This is a genomic window from Flavimarina sp. Hel_I_48 (assembly GCF_000733945.1).
Lineage (GTDB): Bacteria > Bacteroidota > Bacteroidia > Flavobacteriales > Flavobacteriaceae > Leeuwenhoekiella.
Genome location: NZ_JPOL01000002.1, coordinates 3191168 through 3213848, shown reverse-complemented (window position 1 = coordinate 3213848; position 22681 = coordinate 3191168). Strand labels below are relative to the sequence as shown.

Here is a 22681-nt window from a genome sequence, read left to right as displayed (position 1 = left end):
TATGAGATTAAGAACTAAATTACTTTTACCGCTCTTTTCTTTAGCTATAATTATTTCTTCCTGTGAAAGTGATGCAGAAAGAAAACAACGTTTAGCAAAAGAAGAACAGCAAATAATTGAATTGGAAGAAAAGCGAAAAACAGAAGAAGCTGAACGTGCATTTCAATTAGAGCAGGCACGCGTTGAGCAAGAAAAACGTGAGGAAGGAGAGCGTATAGCCAGGATAGCTCGTCTTGAAAAGGAAAGACAAGAAAAAGCCATCTATGATAAGTACATCAACAATTCCTTAAGTACAGGTGATACGCCATATTCCCGGTATTATGGAGGGAATTTAACTTGTACTGATTACGGCTGTTCACAAATAAAAGTGAGAACGAGTAACTCTGATGTGATTGTTACCATAAAAAATAATGATAAAGTAATTAGACACGCCTACATTAATTCAGGAAGCAGTTTTACGTTCTCGTTCCCAAATGGTACTTATCAACCCTTTTTCTATTATGGTAAAGGATGGAACCCTGAAAAGGATATGAAAGGCGGTGAAATAAAAGGTGGTTTTATTACCAACGAAAGTTTCGGGAAGGACGATCCCCAAATATTAAATAATAATATTTTGGAATATGAGCTGATTTTACAAGAAAACGGAAATTTTAGTACTCGACCTAGTAGTCCAGATGAAGCATTGTAAATGAATAAGCATAATAACATATTATCCAAAGGGCAATCAATTAACGAGCAGTTCAAAGTGACCTTCTTTCTAAAAAAAGGGAGCTATGCTGAAACTTATCGTTTAAAAGACCAAGAAGGCAAAACCAAACTTTTGAAGCTATTTGCTTACTCAAAATTACATAGAACTCAATTTGATTCAACTGGTGATGTATTAGAGATTGAGGTTTTAAAGAAAATTAAGCATCCAAATTTGGTTAAATACTGTGATAGTGGTGAACTTCTTTTAAATGGTCAAAAATATACTTACGCAATTCTTGATTTCATCAGCGGTGAAACCTTGGTAGACAAATTAAAAAGAGAACAAACCATTAATCCTTATGAAGCTAAAGACATCATTTCAGGCGTTTTGAACGGATTGAACTATTTGCATTCTCTTCAAAATCCTATTATCCACAATGACATTACAAACCTGAATGTAATGTTAGATTTATCAGGTAAAGTTACGATTCCTAAAATCATTGATTTTGGCTATGCTCGTTTTTTAAGTCAATCAAACAAGGATTTTTTGAAGGAAGGTTTAAATCCATTTTACCAAGCCAACGAAGCCTTCAACAAAGTGTTTTCGGCTCAAAGTGATGTCTTTTCGGTTGGTGCATTATATTATCACTTGTTAGAAGGTTTGCCGCCTTGGTTCGTTGAAATTTCAAAATACAAAGCAGATTCCATAAAGTTGGAAGATGCTGTTATTGAAGAACGAAAAAAGCCATTAAAGTTTTCGTCAGTTACAGACCAACAAACTCAAAACATAATCAGCAAAGCGTTACAATCAAATGCTGAAAATCGATTTAAGAGTATTAAAAGCTTCATAAAAGCGATAAACGGAGAAATGGAAGTGCAACAGCTTTCATCACCGCAAGAAGTGTCTAAACCGAAACTAAAGGAAATAAAAAAAGAAAAAGGATTTTCAGCAATTGCAGGAATGCAGGAACTGAAAGACACAATTCAATTGGATGTAATTGATGCCTTAAACGAAAAAGAACGTTATGCCGAATACGGTTTAACCATTCCAAACGGAATGTTATTGTATGGCCCACCAGGTTGTGGTAAAACGTTCTTCGCAGAACGAATGGCAGAAGAAATAGGTTTTAATTTCTATCAGTTAAAGCCATCCGATATTCAGAGTAAGTACGTAAACGAATCGCAGGAAAAAATCAAAAACCTTTTTGATAAGGCTCGTGAAAATGCACCAAGTATTATTTTCATTGACGAATTAGATGCTGTTGTTCCAAATCGTGATAACTCGAATGTAAATCATATGAATACAAGCGCTGTAAATGAATTTTTAGCACAAATGAATAATTGTGGTGATGATGGCATTTTTATAATTGGAGCAACTAACAGACCCAACTCGATTGACCCAGCGATATTGAGAGCAGGTCGATTGGATAAAGTAATTTATCTACCACCGCCAGACCTTGAAGCTCGTGAGTTAATGTTTAAACTTTACTTGGAAAGAAGACCAAGAGAAGTTGGTTTAAACTATTCTGAACTTGCAATAGCAACAGAAAATTATGTTTCAAGCGATATAAAATTCCTTTGTGATGAAGCATCAAGAAAAGCATTGAAAACGAAATCAAGAATTTCTAAGGAAATTTTACTTAATACCATAAACAATAATAAGCCTTCAATTAAACTAGATGAATTACAAAGCTACATCGCCATAAGAGCGAAAATGGAAGGTTTAGCAGAAAATAATAACGTCCGACCAAGAATCGGTTTTAAAAACAATTAAATATGGAAACATTACAATTCAATAAACTTTTGCTCAAGACAGCATTTTCGTGTATGGCGTGTGATGGCGATATTGACAACCGTGAGGTCAAACTTATTAAGCAACTGCAAAAGAAAAGTAAAACCTTTGGAGAAATTGACATCAATGAGGAATTAGACACGTTGTTACTTGCTATCAATAAAGATGGTCATCAGTTTATGAGTGATTATTTCAATGAACTTACAACTGCTGAATTAGTAGAAGACAGAGAATTGAAATTGATAGAAGTTGCAATTGAAACCATTAAAGCAGATGACAAAGTTGAATACAGCGAAATCAAGTTTTTTAAGGTTATTCGTTCAAAACTGAAAATTGCCAACGAACCAATTCTTGAAAAACATCCTGATTTTGAAGACTATTTGGAACAAGATATTATTACTAATTCATACTTATCAAGGTTACAAGAAGACTTTTTTGACACTCACATTTCAAATGAATTTGAGCTGATAAGCAAAATTGATGATGACATTTTGGATAACCTTAAAGACAAAAATGAAGAGTAGTGAAGCTTTGATAAAATTTGCTCTAGCAATTATGATGTTCTTGTGCCTATTGGATATGCCATACGGATATTATCAATTTGTTCGGTTTGTTGCCTTAATCGGATTTGGAATTTTGGCTTATAAAGCAAACGAACAGAATAAGAATACGGAAATGATTATTTACGGAGGTCTTGCCCTATTTTTTCAACCATTTTTTAAATTAGCACTTGGAAGGGAAATATGGAACATTGTAGACGTTATTGTCGGAATTGGACTAATTGGAACTTTAGTTATGAATAGAAATAAAAGCCAATACTAAAATTTCAAGACACTATCTATTGCCTTGCGATTTTATAATTATCGAAACCCTCCATTAATTTCTACCTTTATTAAGCGTATGTCTGACTACCTACATTCAAAAAGAAAACCCCGTCTCTCAAAACTTCCTGCCCTGCCCTATCATGTATATGTCCAAAAATATGATAGGTGGGTTTCACCTTTTCTACAAATTCGTAGAGCAATTTACAGCCTGTTCCCATATCCAGAATTGAATACGGTGGCCCATGAGTTAATAAGAAATCAATGGGGTGTATAGGCATTTCCGGTGCTTGATACAACCATGGCCGCGCGGCTACAGAATAAAATTGAATATCTTCTATTAGCCAGCCACTATTCTCCAATACAATGATATTGCCCGGAACAAGATTATGTACCAACTCCGGTTCCAAATCAAAAATTAAATCGTGATTGCCGGGAATAAAAACCCTATGCCTGACCGGTAATTCGGTAAACCAGGAAAAGAAATCTGCTAGCTCTTCTAAATTTCCACCATTGCAAGCATCGCCACAATGTACCAGAATATTTGAAGGTGGTATGGTTAACCTGCGGTGCCCACCGTGCGTATCTGATATAAGCGTAATTTGATTACCTTTATAGAATAAACGCTTCATTTTTGCTCAATATTATCCTGTTTTTGTTCAATCTAAGCCCTTTTTGATCCGTTTTTGGCAGTTTTTGATTCTAGTGGTCAGCTAATTATTGCCCTTTTCAGAATCAATAAGTTGGTCGCGCTTTTCCTGTAAGGTCTTTTCAATGTTTCGCATGCTGGCTGCCAGCGCGTACTTCTGTTTTTTGGCATTATAACTTTTAAGTTGATTTATAAGCATTATACATTCATCGAACTTTTCTTTTATGGTTATAACGGTGAGGGTATATTCAGTTTGTGTCATTTTTAGGTTTTTGACAAAAGTAGTTAGCGACTCCGACAGAGAATGTCGGTGTTTACCTTTAGCTTTACAAAAAGTTGAAAATGGATAATTATAAATTGATAGAACGACTTAACCGCATTGTACGCTATCTGAAGGATTATCCTGGAATCTCCAAAAGAGAACTGCTGGCAAAACTAGCCGAAAGCGATCGGGAAGAAATTACCATACGCACCTTAGAACGGGATATTAAAAACCTGCGGGAGCGTTTTTATCTCGAGATCAATTACAACCGTGCTAAAAACGGCTATTTTCTGAATCCTGAATTTCAGCATGATGTAGACGAGTGGATTCGGTTTATGGAATTTGCAGAGTTGGGTCAATTTTTCCGATCGGGCTTAACCGATTTTAAAAGCTTTGGTAAACTGGTGCAACTGCATCAAACCTCCTTCTTTCTGGGTATAGAACTGCTAAAACCTATCGTACTGGCCATACGCCATAAACAAAATATTCAATTCCTCCACATCAATTATTGGGAAGAAACGGAAAAACCCTATACGATTGGGCCCTTAATGATCAGGGAGTACCTGAACCGCTGGTATGTAATTGGTGTTCCGCAAGGAAAAAAGGAAATTAGAACGTTTGGCCTGGACCGTATTAAAGAATTGCAAACCGCGGGTAGTATGGAAATAAAAACTAACGATTTTGAAAAGCAGCTGGAGCAGTTCAACAAAATCGTGGGACTGAATTTTAACGCTGGCGATGGAAAACTTAAAATTATAAGCCTGCGTGTTTACTACAAACATTTAAAATACTTACAAAGCCTGCCCCTGCACCATTCTCAAAAGATTGATTGGGCTCCAGGTGAAACACACGGAACGGTAAAGTATCATCTTATTCCCAACTATGAATTTAAAGTGCAAATACTCAAGATGGGAAATCTGGGAGAGGTCATTTCTCCTGCTGAGCTTCGCCAGGAGATCAAGCAGATGTTGAAGGAAACGCTTAGGTTCTATCAATAGCTTGACATTAAACCCTGATACCGACATATTCTGGCGGAGTTAATATTGATCTTTGGTTTATAAAAGAAGAACGAATGTATCAATATAAATTTGCACAACCCGCACGGCATGAATCTCCGGTTCGCTTTAATACGGAACTCAGTAAAGACGTGGACTTCTGGCAATACGGACCAGATTGTTTTTCGCTATTTGCACATCAAAGACTGCGTTATTTGGCCTGGCTAGTGTTTTTTGACTAGTATCGAGACGATTTTGGCCGTGACTATCCCAGATATATACAAGCGCCTAATTTTTTTGAAACAAAGTTTTTTTGATCGTCACACAAGATGATTATACTCAAGAATAAAGTATATTTTTTATGACTTTGATTGCCGAAGCAAATTTGATTTTAGATAATTGAATTACCGCTCAGGCGATATTAAGTATAGCCAGTTTTTACGGCGATCACCGAACAATTAATGCCGGAACTTTTTCATTGACCGGAAAAATAAATCTTGGTAATTGTGCAGCCTTTTACAGAACTTGTTTTGATCGTCATTTTCAACTGCCCTTATGCATTTTATTAAATAAGTCAATTTGTAAGGAAAAGCATAAGCAGGTAATAGCGCTATTATTTAAAAATGGGGATTTACAAAAGGATTTTTTCTAGTAGGAGAGTTTTAATAAAGAAGCTGCACTGATTAGTGATTTTTAATAGATATCCTTAAAGTCTAGATTGTAAGAAATGGGCTACAAATAAATCTTGAGCTTGGAGGAAAACCGTAAGGATATGAAAAATAAATTCAATTAATTTGAACTAATAATTAATTATGGCCGAGATCAAAAAAAGATTACTGACCAAATCACGCTTTAAGTTAGCGCTGGACTGTCCCACAAAACTTTATTACACCCGCAAGCCAGAATACGAAAATCAAAGTAAAAGCGACACTTTTTTAGAAGCACTAGCCCAAGGAGGTTTTCAGGTTGAGGAACTCGCACGAATGGCATATACTGATGGTATTGCCATTCTAGAAGATGATTTTAATTATGAAGCTCTTGCTTCACGCACACAGGAATTACTAATGCGAGAGCAGGTTGTTATTTTTGAAGCCGCTCTTCTCTTTAACGGTCTTTTTATACGCACAGATATTTTAATCAAAAAAGGAAAGCAGATCCAGCTTCTCGAAGTAAAGGCAAAATCCGTAAGCGGTAGGGTGCATAATGGATTTTCTCTAACTGGTAGCTGGTCTGCTTATTTATATGATGTAGCTTTTCAGCACTATGTGATCCAGCAGGTGCATCCGGATTTTATAATTACTCCATTTCTCAATTTAGTAGATAAAGATAAGACTGCTACCATAAATGGTCTTAATCAGAAATTCAAACTTGTCTCTGATAACAAATTGCGCACTGGTATTGCTGTTGAACCTGGTTTGACCAAAACTGATTTAGGTGAAAGCATTCTTGCTAAGATCAATATAGAGACTGAAATTCAAAAAATATTCAATGAAAATCCACTTTTTGAAGGATCATCCTTTCAAGAAACCATATTCTATTTTAAAAAGCATTATTCCGAAGATATAAAGATTTATACGCCTATTGGAAATCACTGCAAAGGCTGTGAATTTTATACCGAAACACCTTCTAAATTCTCTAAAAGTGGTTTTCATGAATGCTGGCAGGAACAATTAAACCACCCCGAAAATGAAATTTCCAAACCCAAAACATTTGAAGTTTGGAACTGGAGATCTTCAAAGAAAGTTATGGAAGAAGGGCGCTAATTTATGCAGCAACTCAGTGAAACCGATTTTAATATAAAGCCAGAAGCCGGAATGATAAGCAATTCAGAACGACGCTGGCTACAGGTAGTAAAAACGGTTCAGAAAGATCCTACACCCCATTTTGCGATCGATGGGTTAAAAAATGAAATGAAATCCTGGATCTATCCGCTGAACTGTATCGATTTTGAGACTACCGCAGTGGCGATCCCTTTTCTCGCAGGTATACATCCCTACGAGCAATTAGCCTTCCAATTCAGTCATCATGTTATTTACGAGGATGGCCGCGTGGAGCATAGGGGGGAATATATAAATACTAAAATAGGCACTTTCCCAAACTTCGATTTCTTACGCGCCTTAAAGAGCACGTTGTCCCACAATTCTGGCAGTATTTTTAGATACCATAATCACGAGAACACCATTCTCAATGTAATCTATAATCAATTAAAAGATGCTGATGAACCAGATAAGCAGGATTTAATGGATTTTATTCAGCAGATAAGTCATAATACAGGCAGCAATGCAGATCAATGGACTGGGCCGCGAGATATGATTGATCTCCATAAAGTAGTGCTCAATTATTATTATGACCCTGCAATGGCGGGTTCCAATTCCATTAAAGCAGTCTTGCCTGCCGCTCTTAATTCCAGTGAGTTTTTAAAAGATAAATATTCAAAACCCTTAGACCATATTGGAGTAAGCAGCTTGAATTTTCCTGAAGATTACCGGTTCATTCATGTTGAAGACAACAACGTGGTGAGTCCATATAAAAAACTGCCTCCGCTTTTTGAGGATTGGGACGCAGACAGCTTAGATGCAGCGGTTACCCAAATAGAAGGGATCAGTGATGGTTGGGCAGCACTGGTCGCATATGCCAAACTGCAATTTCAAGATGTTACTCAGGAAGAACGTATGGAGATTGAAAATGGTCTCCTGCGCTATTGTGAGTTGGACACTTTGGCAATGGTAATGATCCTGGAATATTTTAAAGATGTGACAGAGAACTTTCAATAAACAAGAATTAAGTATGAAAAGCTAATACCTCCTATTAATTTTATGCAATGCAACTCTACTCACTGTTCAAGATATAGTCTGTGGGCAAATATTCTATTTCAATAATCCTTAATTACTAAATTTCGAAGTTGTTCATTAAACGACTTTCTATTCTTCAAGTCTTCTAAAACTTTCGTAATAGCTATCTTCGACAAATCAAAATTTACCAATGGCAATAAAAAAATCTGATTTATATAGCTCACTTTGGGCAAGTTGCGACGAATTACGAGGCGGGATGGATGCCTCTCAATATAAAGATTATGTGCTTACGATGCTTTTTGTAAAGTATGTAAGTGATAAATATGCAGGGAAGAATGACCTGATCGTGGTTCCGGAGGGCGCGTCTTTTGAAGATATGATCGCGCTTAAGGGTAAAGACAGCATTGGTGATGATATCAATAAAAAAATACTAAGACCGCTCTTTGCCGCTAACGGCCTGGAGGGTTCGATGGAACTGGTCGACTTTAATGATGATGAAAAGCTGGGCAGCGGTCAGGAAAAAATCGACCGACTCTCTAAGCTCATCGCCATTTTTGAGAACCCGGCATTAAACTTTAAAAACAACCGTGCAGAAGATGACGATATTCTGGGCGATGCCTATGAATACCTAATGCGGCACTTTGCCACCGAAAGCGGTAAGAGCAAGGGGCAATTCTACACTCCGGCTGAGGTTTCACGTATTCTGGCTAAAGTACTGGACGTTGATAAAGCTGATGTGCCGTCCTACACGGCTTACGATCCTACCTGTGGCTCGGGTTCGCTGTTGCTTAAGGTGGCTGAGGAAGCCCCTAACGGACTCACCATTTACGGACAGGAAAAGGACATCGCTACTAAAGGTCTGGCTATTATGAATATGTGGCTGCACGGTTATCCCGAGGCGACTATTTACGGGAAGAATACTCTGGCAAACCCACAGACTACAGACGAAGACGGGAATCTAAAGCGCTTTGACTTTGTGGTGGCCAATCCACCCTTTTCGTTAAAGAACTGGAGCAACGGAATCGCACCGCTTCAGGATGAATATAAACGCTTTCAGGGCTATGGGGTACCGCCCGAAAAGAATGGCGACTATGCTTTTTTACTGCATATTCTGGCTTCGCTTAAAAGTACCGGGAAGGGAGCGGTTATTTTACCACACGGGGTATTATTTCGCGGTAACGCAGAGGCAGCTATTCGCCAGAACATCATTGAGCGCAAATGGATCAAAGGCATTATAGGCCTGCCGGCAAACCTCTTTTACGGTACGGGAATCCCGGCCTGTATCATTGTGGTAGATAAAGAACATGCCGAAAACCGTAAAGGCATCTTTATGATCGATGCCAGTAAAGGTTTTATCAAAGACGGTAACAAAAACCGCTTGCGAGAGCAGGATCTGCATAAAATTGTCGATGTGTTTAACAACCAGTGGGAGCTGGATAAATATTCGCGACTGGTTCCTTTTGAGGAAATTGAAAAGAACGAATACAACCTCAATATTCCGCGGTATATCGATACGCAGGAAGATGAAGATATACAGGATTTAAACGCGCACCTTAACGGCGGCATCCCGCAAAAGGATATTGATGCGCTCAAAGCCTATTGGGAAGTCTACCCCAATTTGCGTAAAGAATTGTTTACGCCCATCCGTGAGGGCTATTCCCGTTTAAATGTAGCGAAAGCCGATATCAAAGAAACCATTTTTAACCATCCGGACTTTTTAAGTTACAACGCACAGTTGGACGCCTTGTTTGCAGAGTTTAAAGAAGCCAACCTGCCGGTTTTAAATGCTATAGACAAAGATACCAAGCCCAAGGCTTTTATTAAGCAAATTGCCGAAGACCTCTTGCAACGCTATGCCAATAAGCCGCTTATAGGCCGCTATGAGGTGTACCAGCATTTGATGAACTACTGGGGCGCTACCCTTAAAGATGATGTGTATATGCTGGTTGAGGAAGGCTGGGTCGCCAAAGTTCAGCGCATCATAGAGAAGAACAAGAAAGGGAAGGAAATAGATAAAGGCTGGACGTGCGAACTCATCCCAAAAACGTTGGTCATCAATACCTATCTGGCAGAAGAACAGCAAACCTTAGAAGATTTACAGGGCACGCTGGAAACGACTCTGGCAGAACGCGCAGCACTGGAGGAAGAGCATAGCGGCGATGAAGCTGCCTTTGGCACCTTAGATAAGCTCAATAAAGCCGAAGTAACCAGGCTGAATAAAGAGCTGAAAGTACAGCAGGATGAAGAAGCTACCGCTTTCGTGAAAATTACACAGAAATGGTTAAAGCTATACACCAAAGAAGCAAGCGTCAAAAAAGACATTAAAGCTGCCGAGACCGAATTAGATCAAAACACATTAGAGCAATACGGCAAGTTGACCGAAGCTGAAGTACGCCAACTCGTTGTTGAGGCCAAGTGGCTTACCGATTTGTATACGGATATACAGACCGAAATAGATGGTATATCGCAACGTTTGGCAAACCGTATTAAAGAACTGGCGGCACGCTATGAGCATACTTTAAATGAACTGGATACTGAAACTCAGGATTTAGAAAACAGGGTAAGCGCACACCTGGAAAAAATGGGTTTGGTATGGAACTAGTACAAAAAGGTTTTAAACAAACTGAAGTAGGTTTGATTCCTGAGGATTGGATACTTAGAAAATTTGATGAAATTTTTTCTTTTTATTCAACATCCAACTATTCTAAAGCTCAAATGAATGTTGCTGGAGATGTAGGATGCATACACTATGGTTTAGTACACGCTATTCCAAACACAAATTATAATCTTAAAAATGGAATAAAATACTACGTCAGCACTAAACAAGCGAGTTACGAATTTGTTAGAGATGGCGATGTGATTATGGTTGATGCTTCTGAAGATTTAGAAGGTCTAAATAAATCAGTTGAGGTTAGTGGTGTGGAAAATAACAAGTTCATCGCAGGGCTACATACATACTTAATACGAGATAAAAATTCTTTACTTGCCGATAACTATCGGGGTATTGTCCTAAATAGTGAAGTTGTTAGGAATCAGATGCTTCAATTGGCAGTTGGAATGAAAGTATTTGGTGTTTCTAAAACTCAATTAGTAAAAGTTCAAATCCCCCTTCCCCCAACTCTAAAAGAACAAAAAGCCATTGCCACAGCCTTAAGCGATGTCGATGCGTTGATCAGTTCGCTAGACGGTTTAATTGCCAAAAAGAAAGCCATCAAACAAGGCGCGATGCAGCAGTTGTTGACTCCGCCTTCAAAAGGAGGCAGACGCCTACCCGGTTTTGATGGGGATTGGGAGGAGAAGACAATTGATGGTATAACGAGAAATATTATTGACTACAGGGGAGTTACTCCGAAAAAGCTTGGAATGGATTGGGGAGGTGGAAATATAATAGCACTTTCAGCAGGAAATGTAAAGAAGGGGTTTATAGATTTTGATTCAGATTGCTATTATGGTTCAGATTTTCTTTATAAAAAATGGATGAGAAACGGAGATGTGGAAAAGAATGATATTGTTTTTACTCTTGAGGCACCACTTGGAAACGTTTCTTTAATACCAGATAATAAAAGGTATATTTTAAGCCAACGAACAATTTTATTACAACTTCAAAAGAGTGAATTCTATCCTCACTTTATTTTTCAAGTTTTGATATCTGATGATTTTCAAAAATATATTTCTTCCAGTGCCACAGGCTCTACAGCTCAAGGAATAAAAAGAACAACATTTGAGCAGCTTAGAATTAATATTCCTAAAGACTATGAAGAACAAAAAGCCATTGCTGAAATCTTAAGCGATATGGATGCAGAAATCGAGCAGCTTGAGACTAAAAAAGCTAAGTATCAACAAATCAAACAAGGTATGATGCAGGAGTTATTAACCGGTAAAACGAGGTTGGTGTGATGGGATTAATTAAAAGTAGTTTTATTATGGACTGGGAGCTTACTATAAATATTTTAAGCGTTATAGTCACATTGTTTTTGGGAATTGCGGTCTTACTCTCGACAAATAAATACAATAAAAATCAATCACAAATTGCGAGTCATCAGCTTCAAAAAGAATTGTTCTCTGAGTTCAATAAGCGATATGATATCCTAAACGGTTATTTAGAGAAAATAACCGAGTATAAGTCATTAGAGCATTTGATGGATAAAAAACGTAACAAGTATCCTTTTCTAAGAAATAAGCTTAATGACTATTTCAACCTATGTGCTGAGGAATTTTATTGGTTTAACAATGGACGAATAGATGAGAACTTATGGAAATCTTGGGAAGTAGGTATGAACTCGTGGTATGACAATCACAGCATTATAAGAGAAGCTTGGGAAGAAGAATACGAGAATTTTGGGTATCAATCATTCTATCTAAAAGAGAATGAGCAATTTTTCAAAGAGTTTGGAAATGATTGAAAACAGAAAAGAGAAATACGTTCTCCTTAAACAAGAGATAACGCAGAAGTTGATTACTGGTAAAACGCAGTTCGTGTGATGGGAGAAAATGAAGATTATCAGAGTAATAGAACGGAAAGTAAATTAGATAAGATTGAACTTCTTACCATAAACCAATTAAACTCACACCCAGAGCTAAAAACGTTTTATGTGGCAAGCTATCAGCGTGGCTATCGTTGGGGGATTGAGGAAATTGAATATTTATTAAAGGACATTTATGACGTAGGCTCAAATAAAAAATATTGTATTCAACCGTTAACAGTAACAAAGAAAGAGGATAAAAAATGGGAACTAATAGATGGCCAACAACGAACCACTACCATTTTTTTAATACAAACAGTGCTTAAAAACTGTTTCTCTTTGCAAAACGAATTTTTGTATGGCTTAGAATATGACACCCGTGCTTCAACTAAAGCGTTTCTAAATGATATTAGAGATAGAGACATTCTTAAAGATTTTTTAGGAGATAATAATGAAGCAGAATGGGAAAAGTTCGCCGAGCTCAAACCGGAAAATGATAATATAGACAACTATCATCTTTGCCGAGCTTATCAAATAATTTACCGCTGGTTTAAAGGCAAGTCAAGTAGAGAGCATAAAATATTTTATGATAAGCTCAAATATCAAACCTATGTAATTTGGCATCCAATTTCAATTGAGACAGAAAAAGAAAACCAAACAGTTGAGGATTTTTTCATAAATATGAATGCTGGTAAGATTAAATTGACCAGCGGGGAATTAATTAAGGCACTTTTTATAATAGATATTGATAAGAGTGATGACCCTTGGGATGTCAAGGACTTTAGGAAGAAAAAACTAGCAAACGAATGGGATGCTATAGAAAATGAGTTGCATAACAACACATTTTGGTATTTTATTAATAATACAATACAACAGGAATACCCTACACGTATTGGAAAACTATTCGATATTCATTGCAATAAACCTAAAGGGAAAAGTGAATTATATTCTTACTACAAATATTCAACAAGAGACGAAACGTTGGATTGGGAGAAAATTAAACAAATTTTTCAACGGCTAAAAGAGTGGTATGAGGATGTTGAAAGTTATCATTATATAGGATTTGTTATAAATACCGGTTTTAAGTCTTTGGAAGATATAATAAAAGAAACGGAAGGTAAAAAGAAATCAGAAATAAGAAATATTTTTCTAAAAACAATAAGAGATATTTTTAGCATAGAAAAAACAGGAGAGAAAGGCAAATACAAAGTTTACGCCTTAGATAAATTGCGTTACGATGTATCTTACTTTGAATGTAAAAACGTTCTGTTATTATATAATATTAAACTCATAGAGAAAACTTTTCCCAATCAACGATTCCCATTTGATTTGTATCAAAATCCCGAAACCCAATGGAGTATCGAACATATTCACCCTCAAAACCCGAAGCAAATAACATCTAAAGAAGAAGCTCTAGAGTGGCTTGGTGATTACGAAGCACGCTATAAAGATGAAGATAATGAAAGTGAAAATATTGATAAAATAGGGTCCTTAAAGGAAGACTTGCAAGAGTTGCAGGGTAGTAAATTGTCAAAAGAGTTATTAGAAGACATTAAAGTCTTTTCAGATGCCGTTAACGATGTTTTAGGATTGCATCAAATTGGCAACCAAGCCTTATTAGATAAAAAAACGAATAGTAAAGTAGGGAATAAGAGTTTTTTAAAGAAACGTGAGATCATCTTAAATGAATCTAACAATACAAATGGTACTTATATACCATTGGCTACAATCAACAATTTTTTAAAGAAAACGACTAAGCTAAACGAAGATAATAGTATTAAAGTTAGTTATTGGGCTACTCAAGATGCTGAAGATTACACTAATAATATCAAGAAGTTACTTTTTGACTTTTTACCTAGCAATAATTAATTATGGCAGTAACATTTTGGAAAATAGCTAAGGAGAGCAAAATTGAAATCCCTGAAATTCAAAGAGATTATGCTCAGGGGAGGCTTACTGAGCGCGTAAATACTATTAGAAAAGGATTTGTCTCAGATTTATTAGATGCAGTCAATTCAGGTAGATTGTTAAATTTAGACTTTATTTTCGGACAATCAGTAGATAGAACTAATCAAGCCAACTTTAATAAAAACAAGCGAAGCATTGAACAAATGCTGGAAGTGATTAAGAACTATAGCAAGGATACAGGCATAAGTTTTGAAAGTAAAGTGTCACCAAAACCAATAACTTCAAGTGAAGACAAGCTATTGATTCCTTTTGATGGACAACAGAGACTCACTACTCTATTCCTATTGCATCTATACATAGGTGTACAAGCAAAAAATGATATTTCAGTCCTATCAAATTTTAATTATAAAACTAGAGAGAGTAGCAGTCAATTCATTGAAAACATTATAAGAAATAGTTCGGTTTTACAACTTAAGCCTGATGAGGAAAATAGGTTTAAGTTACTTTCAAATAGTATTAAGAATCAATCTTGGTTCTTTAGTTCTTGGGAAAAAGACCCAACTGTTGCAGGTATACTTGTAATGCTTGACGAGATTAGAAAGCAAACAATAGAAAAGAAAGTTGAATTTGAAAAAGCTTGGTCAAATCTAGTAGAGAAACAATGTGTAAGTTTTGACTTTTTCGATATTCAAGAGGAAGGATTTGATGAAGATCTTTACGTTAAAATGAATGCTCGAGGAAAAGGATTAACAGATTTTGAAAACTTTAAAGCTTGGTTGGAAAAAAAGCATAAAAAGACCTTATCAGACTATGATTGGGTCAGCAAAACAGACAAAGACTGGTTAGACCTTTTTTGGAAAACGAAGAAAGAAGTAAAGGATGTTGATACAAATTTCTTAGCCTTTTTTAAGAATATAGCCTTGTTGGTAAAATTAGGAGTAAATAATGCTAAGTCTGATAATAACTATTCGCTAGAAAAGAAGGATATTGAATTACTAAACCCAAATCGTTATACACCTACTTCTGTTTATGAAGAAGAGAATGTCTTTAATGAAACCTCTTTAGAATATATATTTAAAATACTAGATATTCTAGCAAGTGATAATGATGATAAATTAAATAGAGCCATTAATGAGGTATGGACTGGAACTTTTAAAGGAAAAGCGGAAGATACCTTCAAACGAACCCTCCTAACTAGGTTCAACGAGCTTAGTTTATACCATAAAACCTTTTTTTTCTCCATCCTTAAATTCCTTGATTCGAAAGGTAATAGAGATATTAATAGTTACTCAGAAGAAGATTGGGAGAAATTTAAAGATTGGTTACGTATTAGTAGAAATATAATTTACAATTCAAGAATTGACGACAGTTCTGCGTACGTCCCGGCAATTTTAGCTATGAGCAGGCTGGATAAAGAAATAGTATTAGATATAAAAAATGCATTATTCCAAATATCTGCTGAGGAGGATAAAGGTAAGTGGATAAGTTTCTTTAATAAACAGCAACAAAATGAAGAGTGTGAAAAAGTAATTTTTCTAAATGATAAAGAGGATAAACTGAAATGGGCAGAATTAATAAATATGGCAGAAAACCATTTTTATTTTTATGGGCAAATTGATTTTATTTTCAAGTTATCAAATAGCGATAGCCTGAAGTTTGAACATTATTTAAATCGGCTATCAACCCTTTTTAATAAAGGTAATGTTTCTTCAAAGGAATTTATTTTGCAATGCATTTTTTTCGCTTATGATTCAAATGGCACTTGGCTTAAAAGTCAAGGAACAAGTAGATTTAAGTTTTACAAGTCGTCAGTAGCAAATTCAAGGGATAGAGATGAAAATTGGCGTAATTTATTTAATGATTCTGAAAAAAGAGAGGTATTAAAATCTTTATTGGATAATAATGATTGTTCCTTAGACTCTATTAAATCGTTCATAGAAGAACAAAAAAAATAATTACGGATTGGAGAATATTTATACTAGAAAAGCCACAGGTACTAAAGAAATGTGAACATGCCGTTTTCAAAATGGAAGATGAATTTAATATTCGTCTTTTAGAGAAAACCTTACCCTTTTCTACTCAAAGAGAATTGAGATCCTACTATTTCTATTTAAGACAGGATAAAGTTAATGTTAAACCATTTGAAAAGTTACGAGAAATGCCTGTTGCAAAGCAATACCAAGAACCTTGTGCTTATTATGATAATTGGGTATACAAGGATGTAAGTTATTTTATGGATTGTACCTATAAAATGGATGGTTATTTACTTAGGTTTTCGAGAAGAACTGAAGGTGAAATAGATCAAGAAGTTAAAGAATTGCTTACTGAAAAATTTGATTTTAAAGGAACCGTGGACGAATTAACCCTTGGCTCCATGTCCTATGAAAACTTATTAGATAATTTAAGTCTCATATTGAATTCGCTATTAAATAAATACGGAATGTCATGAATCATATAGGCAAAGCAGAGCGCCCGTCACAAGATCGTATTGTTCAGCTTTTTCAAAGCGAGTTGGGTTATCGGTATTTAGGTAACTGGCAGGACGAATTTCGTACCCAGCCTGTAGAGGAAGACTTGCTTAGAAATTTCTTAAACAAGCAAGGTTATTCTGCTGCGCTTATAGACCGTGCTGTATCTAAGTTTTTAAAGTCAGTTACCAATATTGCTTCAGGTTTATATGATGCCAATAAAGAAGTCTATAAACTTATACGCTATGGCGTTAATGTGCGGGAAGATTTAGGAGAGGCTAAAGAGTCAGTACAGCTTATAGATTTCAAGAATCCAGAGAATAATGATTTTGCAATTGCAGAAGAAGTCAGTTTTAAAGGCAAGCACAATAAGCGACCGGATGTGGTTCTGTATGTAAACGGTATTGCAATAGGTGTTTTAGAATTAAAAAGTTCACGTAAAGGTCTTGAAGAGGGCATACGTCAAAATCTGGATAATCAAAGCGATTATTTTATTCCCAACTTTTTTACGACCATACAGTTGGTTTTGGCGGGTAACGATACGCAAGGCTTACGTTACGGCACCACAAAAACTTCAGAGCACTATTATTTAAAATGGAAAGAAACTTCAGATGCTGCCTATGAGTATATCATAGACAAGCATATCGTGCAGCTCTGTGAAAAGAAACGTATTCTGGAAATCATTAAAGACTTTACCATTTTTGACAAAGGGGTCAAGAAGTTGTGTCGCCCCAATCAATATTTTGGTATTAAAGCAGCCCAGCAACGTATAGGTGATAAAGAGGGCGGTATTATATGGCATACACAAGGGAGTGGTAAAAGTTTGACGATGGTCTGGCTTACCAAGTGGATACGTCAAAATATTGATGATAGTCGGGTCTTGATCATTACAGATCGGGAAGAGTTAGATGATCAGATTGAGAAATTATTTATAGGTGTAGAAGAAAGTATCTACAGAACAAATTCCGGGCGAGATCTCTTAAATGTACTCAATCACAAAACCCAAATGCTTATTTGCAGTTTGGTACATAAGTTTGGTAACCGTTCTGATGAGCCGGACTACGACAAATACATAAAAGAACTTAAAGAAAGTCTGGGTTCAGATTTTAAAGCCAAAGGAAATTTATATGTTTTTGTAGACGAGTGTCATCGTACCCAAAGCGGAAAATTACACGAGGCGATGAAAGCCATTCTGCCTGAAGCTCTTTTTATTGGTTTTACAGGTACACCCTTGCTTAAAAAAGATAAGCAGAAGAGTATTGAAATCTTTGGCCCATATATAGGAGATCCCTATAAGTTTGATGAAGCGGTTGAAGATGGCGTGGTGCTAGATCTTTTATACGAAGCCAGGGATGTGGAGCAGTTTGTTACCGCTCAGGATAAAATTGACGAGTGGTTTGATGCCAAGACACAAGGATTAACCGATGTAGCAAAGATTGAGCTCAAGAGAAAGTGGGGTACCATGCAGAAGGTACTGGGTTCCAAATCAAGACTGGCCAAGATCGTAAACGATATCATTCACGATTTTGATACTAAACCACGTTTGTATACGGGAGAAGGTAATGCAATGTTGGTTTCGGGCAGTGTGTACCAAGCCTGTAAATATTATGAACTGTTTCAACAAGCAGGCTTTAAGGATTGTGCGATTATAACTTCGTACGAGCCACATCACGCAGATATTAAAGGAGAAGATTCAGGAGCATCCAATCCCACCGATAAGCTCTTGAAATATGAGGTGTACACAAAAATGCTGAAAGGAAAATCGACGGAGGTTTTTGAAAACGAAGCCAAGCAACAGTTTATCAATGAGCCCAGTAGAATGAAACTGCTTATTGTGGTCGATAAATTACTCACAGGCTTTGATGCACCCTCCGCAACCTATCTGTATATTGATAAAAGTATGCAGGACCACGGGCTTTTTCAGGCAATTTGCAGAGTCAATCGGGTAGATACGGAGGATAAGGAATACGGTTATATTGTTGATTACAAAGATTTGTTTAAAAGCCTGGAGCGTTCTATTCAGAATTATACTTCAGAGGTTTTTGACAATTACGATCAGGATGATGTACAGGGACTTCTTAAAGATAGACTTCAGGAGTCCAGGAACAGATTGGATACTGCTCTGGAAGCGGTGAGAGCGTTATGCGAACCAGTGCATCCCAAAGATGAGCCTAACTACATCCGTTTCTTCTGTGGCAATACAGAAAATCCTGATGATATAAAGCAGACTGAGGAAAAGCGGGTTGCATTATATAAAGCTGTTGTTTCAGTCATACGCTCGTATGCTAATGTGGCGAACGAAATGGGAGCGCTGGGGTATTCTAATGCAGAAGCTGAAGAAATTAAAGAAGAAGTAAAGTTTTATTCCGATTTACGCGATACCATAAAGCAGGCCAGTGGCGACCACGTAGATTTAAAACGATTTGAATCGGGTATGCGCCAATTGATGGATCGCTATATTGATGCGATGTCAAGCAAGAAAATATCAGACTTTGAAAATAAATCTATTGTCGAGTTGATTGTGAACCTGGCCAATGAACCGGAAGCCGAATACAAGACTAAACGGCAAGAAGCTGTGGCGGAAACTATTGAGAATAACGTGAGAAAAGTTATCATTGAAGAAACTCAGGCCAACCCGAAGTATTATGAAAAAATGTCAAGGCTTCTTGATGAGATCATAGCGCAACGAAAAACAGAGGCACTCTCCTATCAGGAATACTTAAGAAGAATTAAAGAATTAGCTGAGTTAGTGACAGCTCCTCAAAAAACAAATGAATATCCACAGTCTTTAGATTCGCCGGCCAAGCGGGCTTTATACGATAATCTGGAGGCAAACGAAATTTTAGCTTTGGCTTTAGATAATATTATTAGAGCAAACAAACTAGATGGTTGGCGTGATGCAGGTATTAAGGAAAGAAAGTTGAGAATAGCGGTTCAAAACATCTTAAAAGATGATGAGAAAACAGATGTATTAATGGATATTATCAAAGCGCAACGTGACTACTAGTAAAGATAAATTAGCCATAGCAAATATTGAAATTGATATTATAAGAAAGAATATCAAAAATATGCATTTGGCCGTATATCCTCCTACCGGAAGAATACGCTTATCTGCACCCGTTAAAACCGATGATGAAGTACTACGCCTTTTTGCAATTTCTAAATTAAGCTGGATAAAAAAGCACGTCGAGAACTTTAAAAGTCAGCCCAGAGAGTCTGAACGCGAGTTTATAACCGGCGAGAGCCATTATGTAAAAGGCAAACGCTATTTGTTAAAAGTAGTATCACAAACAGGACCCTCAAACGTAAGCTTAAATGGAACCAAAGAGTTATTGCTAAAGGTAAAACCTGATGCCAGCAGAGCTGAAAAATCAAAGATACTTAAGGAATGGTATCGTAAAAACCTCAAATCTGAAATACCTGAATTATTGGCGAAGTGGGAAGAACGTATAGGAGTTAAATCTAAGGATTGGGGAGTTAAACAAATGCGAACAAAATGGGGAGCGTGTAATATTGAAGAGAAACGTATTTGGCTCAATCTGGAGCTTGGAAAAAAACCAACTATCTGCTTAGAATATATTATAGTGCATGAACTTACTCACCTCTTAGAACGTAACCATAATGAGCGTTTTATTCAATATATGGACATATTTATGCCCAAATGGCGATTGCACAGAGAAGCATTAAATAATTTACCGGTTGCTCATAATGATTGGGCTTACTAATTAAAATTATTCTTTGACATCCATATTGGGTAAGAACTGAATAGCCCCGATTCTCCAGTTATGACCAGTACCTAAATATGGGAGGAGGTCAGAATTTTATATGTTGATAACATATTTAGAATGATTAAATTATAATCGTATGGTATCTATGATTTCTAGGGCTATAGAATACGGAAACTTATCCACCCGATAAGGTATGGGATTGAGAGATCTTTCGATTTCATTGATATAAAGAATAGCTTCCTTTATTGCATCGCTTCGCTTTTTTGTTTCTTTCTTTATGTCAATCTTAGAAACAGTTAATCCTGAGGCTATGCGATCAACGATCTCTTTAACTTCCGTTTTGTGTTCTTTTCGTGGCACGCCCAAGAAAAAGCGATAAATCAGCAAATAATCTTTGAACGTTATATTATGTTTACCATGATATTTTGAGAGTGTCTTCTTTGAGATCTCATCAATCTGTCCTTTTGGAAAATAAAAATCAAGCCACTTTTTAAAAGTAGGTTGTGACATTCCAATTTCCTCACGAACCTGTTTAATACGGATTGTTTTTTCATTTAATAGTTTTTCTGCTATAACCGAATAATTCATTTTTTTAACGAATTCAGATTTCGAAAACTTTTCCAGAACGATAGCTAATTTGTGAAATTTATCCGTTCGTAGGCTTGGGTTTGTAAAAAGCTCTGTTATGAAGTCAGAAACGTTGTTTTTATCCTTCATTGACTTTGATAAACACATCAATTCGGCACCATAAATTTCCTTTATAAGATGCTCGCCGAATTCATCGTCAGATTTACTATCTTTCTTGAGCCTATGTATAATAGCATTGGCATTTCCATCATATTTGGCATTTAAAAAAGCAATTACTTGCTCTTCAATAAGATTTGCATTATTTAATTGTTCCTGAATAAAAGCCTTAAAATCTTTTATCATAATAGAGCGGATTAAAAAAAAATCGGCCACCTAGATGACCGATTGCGATTAATTATAGAATGGATTTTTCACTCCTCTGTTCCTTTGTATTCATCATTGTTTGGATTTAATTGATCAGAATGATTATTCAGGTCATCCTGAGTGGGTTGGTAGTCTTTTTTGAAACTTGACATAATTTTAGATTTCAGGGTTTGAACATATTATTTTTTACTTGACTTTGGATTGCTGGGAGGATGATTTCCTCGTCCATTTCCTGATTTTTCACCAGTCTTGCTAGGACCATTTTTTGGTGTGTTTGGTTTTGCCATTTCTAATTAACTTTTAATAATTTTCTTACTCTTTATAGGATTTTCAGATTCCTCCTCTGAGACAAATATAGACAGATCAAAATATTAAAATGCTAAATTTTTTGCGAAGTGGATTTTTAAGTGATTTTTGTATGGAATTGTTACGTGAAATTCTTATGATATATTTTTTCATTTGGATTTTGTCTACTATTTCGGGTTTATGAAATAAAATTGCATCACTATTTCTTATTAATTCATTTAATCGTTTGGCAATCTCACCAGAATTAATGAGACTTCTTTCTAGTGCTGCATAAAAGTGAATATAGCTATCATAGAAATGATAATAATACCATTTACCTAACATTGATCATTGAATCTCCCATCCCTTCAATTTTTTCTCCTCAAACAGCTTTTTCTCCAATAAAAGCGGCTTTTTTTTCGGCTGTTCTGCTTCTTCAAAAAGGGCTTGTAAAATCGCCAGTGTAGGTGTTGTTTTATTCTTTTCAATATCACGAATAATAGCGATGATTGCATTCATTCTTTTCAGTAAAGCGTTTTCCAATCTCCTTCCAGTGGGCCCAAAATTTTCCTTTGGCGAAATCTCGTTGTTCTTAAAAAAATCCAACATTAGTTCTAGCGCCTCGGTATGATCTGGCGCGACCTGTTTTGAAAACTCCCTGAATCTTTTAACCACCGGAGTCTTAATACTGATGGTGGTAAATCCTTTGTTTTTATTCATTTTTTGACCGATTTAGAGTAGATTTTGGCCTGTTTATTGGTATTTTCAAAGTATTTAGAGTAGATTTTAAAAATTAACTTTTTTAAAGAATTTGTAATTATCTGATATTTAGAAAACTAATTAACAAAAAGGAACCCGTAACGTGGCTTTGCCCGTTACC

At 36.2% G+C, this 22681-nt stretch carries 19 protein-coding genes; 15 read left to right on the top strand and 4 right to left on the bottom strand.

Going from position 1 to position 22681, the window contains the following annotated elements:
* Position 1 precedes the first annotated feature (1 nt).
* Genes P162_RS13980 through P162_RS13965 form a run of 4 tightly spaced genes read left to right on the top strand, consistent with a single transcriptional unit; the run spans position 2 to position 3301 of the window.
* Complete coding sequence (locus P162_RS13980; protein ID WP_031428243.1) at positions 2-688, top strand: hypothetical protein; 687 nt, start codon at positions 2-4, stop codon at positions 686-688.
* A complete protein-coding gene (locus P162_RS13975; RefSeq protein ID WP_031428241.1) occupies positions 689-2461 on the top strand; it encodes an AAA family ATPase in 1773 nt (590 codons plus the stop codon).
* A 2-nt stretch (positions 2462-2463) separates the two neighbouring features.
* Entirely contained in the window at positions 2464-3003 is a 540-nt protein-coding gene (locus P162_RS13970) for a hypothetical protein (RefSeq protein WP_031428240.1), read from the top strand.
* Positions 2993-3301 carry a DUF6804 family protein gene (locus P162_RS13965; RefSeq protein WP_031428237.1) on the top strand — a complete coding sequence of 103 codons (309 nt, stop codon included), beginning with the start codon at positions 2993-2995 and terminating at the stop codon, positions 3299-3301. The genes P162_RS13970 and P162_RS13965 overlap by 11 nt, the downstream gene beginning before the upstream one ends.
* A 70-nt stretch (positions 3302-3371) precedes the next feature.
* On the opposite strand, the gene P162_RS13960 is transcribed toward P162_RS13965, so the two are convergent.
* Both P162_RS13960 and P162_RS13955 read right to left on the bottom strand, forming a co-directional pair.
* A complete protein-coding gene (locus P162_RS13960) occupies positions 3372-3932 on the bottom strand; it encodes a metallophosphatase domain-containing protein (RefSeq protein ID WP_051907897.1) in 561 nt (186 codons plus the stop codon).
* Positions 3933-4013: 81 nt separating this feature from the next.
* Positions 4014-4211, bottom strand: coding sequence for a hypothetical protein (locus tag P162_RS13955; protein ID WP_031428233.1), 198 nt, complete (start codon positions 4209-4211; stop codon positions 4014-4016).
* 80 nt (positions 4212-4291) lie between these two features.
* Here P162_RS13955 and P162_RS13950 point away from each other — a divergent pair, with 80 nt between their 5' ends.
* From P162_RS13950 to P162_RS13905, 11 genes are all read left to right on the top strand, one after another.
* Positions 4292-5209: a helix-turn-helix transcriptional regulator gene (locus P162_RS13950; RefSeq protein ID WP_031428231.1), complete on the top strand. Its 918-nt coding sequence runs from the start codon at positions 4292-4294 to the stop codon at positions 5207-5209.
* 809 nt (positions 5210-6018) lie between these two features.
* Positions 6019-6969: a hypothetical protein gene (locus P162_RS17910; RefSeq protein WP_241077780.1), complete on the top strand. Its 951-nt coding sequence runs from the start codon at positions 6019-6021 to the stop codon at positions 6967-6969.
* A 3-nt stretch (positions 6970-6972) separates the two neighbouring features.
* The gene (locus P162_RS17905; protein WP_241077779.1) at positions 6973-7980 is read left to right on the top strand and encodes a DUF2779 domain-containing protein; all 1008 of its coding nucleotides are present in this window, start codon (positions 6973-6975) and stop codon (positions 7978-7980) included.
* 208 nt (positions 7981-8188) lie between these two features.
* A complete protein-coding gene (locus tag P162_RS13940; RefSeq protein WP_031428230.1) occupies positions 8189-10600 on the top strand; it encodes a type I restriction-modification system subunit M in 2412 nt (803 codons plus the stop codon).
* Positions 10591-11895 carry a restriction endonuclease subunit S gene (locus tag P162_RS13935; protein ID WP_051907896.1) on the top strand — a complete coding sequence of 435 codons (1305 nt, stop codon included), beginning with the start codon at positions 10591-10593 and terminating at the stop codon, positions 11893-11895. The genes P162_RS13940 and P162_RS13935 overlap by 10 nt, the downstream gene beginning before the upstream one ends.
* The gene (locus tag P162_RS13930) at positions 11895-12401 is read left to right on the top strand and encodes a hypothetical protein (protein ID WP_031428229.1); all 507 of its coding nucleotides are present in this window, start codon (positions 11895-11897) and stop codon (positions 12399-12401) included. Before P162_RS13935 ends, P162_RS13930 begins: the two co-directional genes overlap by 1 nt.
* A 78-nt stretch (positions 12402-12479) precedes the next feature.
* Positions 12480-14330, top strand: a complete 1851-nt coding sequence (locus tag P162_RS13925; protein WP_031428228.1) for a DUF262 domain-containing protein — start codon at positions 12480-12482, stop codon at positions 14328-14330.
* A 2-nt stretch (positions 14331-14332) separates the two neighbouring features.
* Positions 14333-16324: a DUF262 domain-containing protein gene (locus P162_RS13920; RefSeq protein ID WP_031428226.1), complete on the top strand. Its 1992-nt coding sequence runs from the start codon at positions 14333-14335 to the stop codon at positions 16322-16324.
* A 71-nt stretch (positions 16325-16395) separates the two neighbouring features.
* Positions 16396-16818, top strand: a complete 423-nt coding sequence (locus tag P162_RS13915) for a hypothetical protein (protein WP_031428224.1) — start codon at positions 16396-16398, stop codon at positions 16816-16818.
* The gene (locus tag P162_RS13910) at positions 16815-19844 is read left to right on the top strand and encodes a type I restriction endonuclease subunit R (RefSeq protein ID WP_031428222.1); all 3030 of its coding nucleotides are present in this window, start codon (positions 16815-16817) and stop codon (positions 19842-19844) included. The genes P162_RS13915 and P162_RS13910 overlap by 4 nt, the downstream gene beginning before the upstream one ends.
* The gene (locus P162_RS13905) at positions 19834-20562 is read left to right on the top strand and encodes a M48 family metallopeptidase (RefSeq protein WP_031428220.1); all 729 of its coding nucleotides are present in this window, start codon (positions 19834-19836) and stop codon (positions 20560-20562) included. The genes P162_RS13910 and P162_RS13905 overlap by 11 nt, the downstream gene beginning before the upstream one ends.
* A gap of 129 nt (positions 20563-20691) precedes the next feature.
* Here the strand turns inward: P162_RS13905 and P162_RS13900 are convergent, their stop codons facing one another.
* Positions 20692-21495, bottom strand: a complete 804-nt coding sequence (locus P162_RS13900) for a hypothetical protein (protein ID WP_031428218.1) — start codon at positions 21493-21495, stop codon at positions 20692-20694.
* Between the two features lie 654 nt (positions 21496-22149).
* On the bottom strand, positions 22150-22521 hold the full coding sequence (locus P162_RS13890; protein WP_206340686.1) for a BfmA/BtgA family mobilization protein: 372 nt from the start codon (positions 22519-22521) through the stop codon (positions 22150-22152).
* Between the last annotated feature and the right edge of the window lie 160 nt (positions 22522-22681).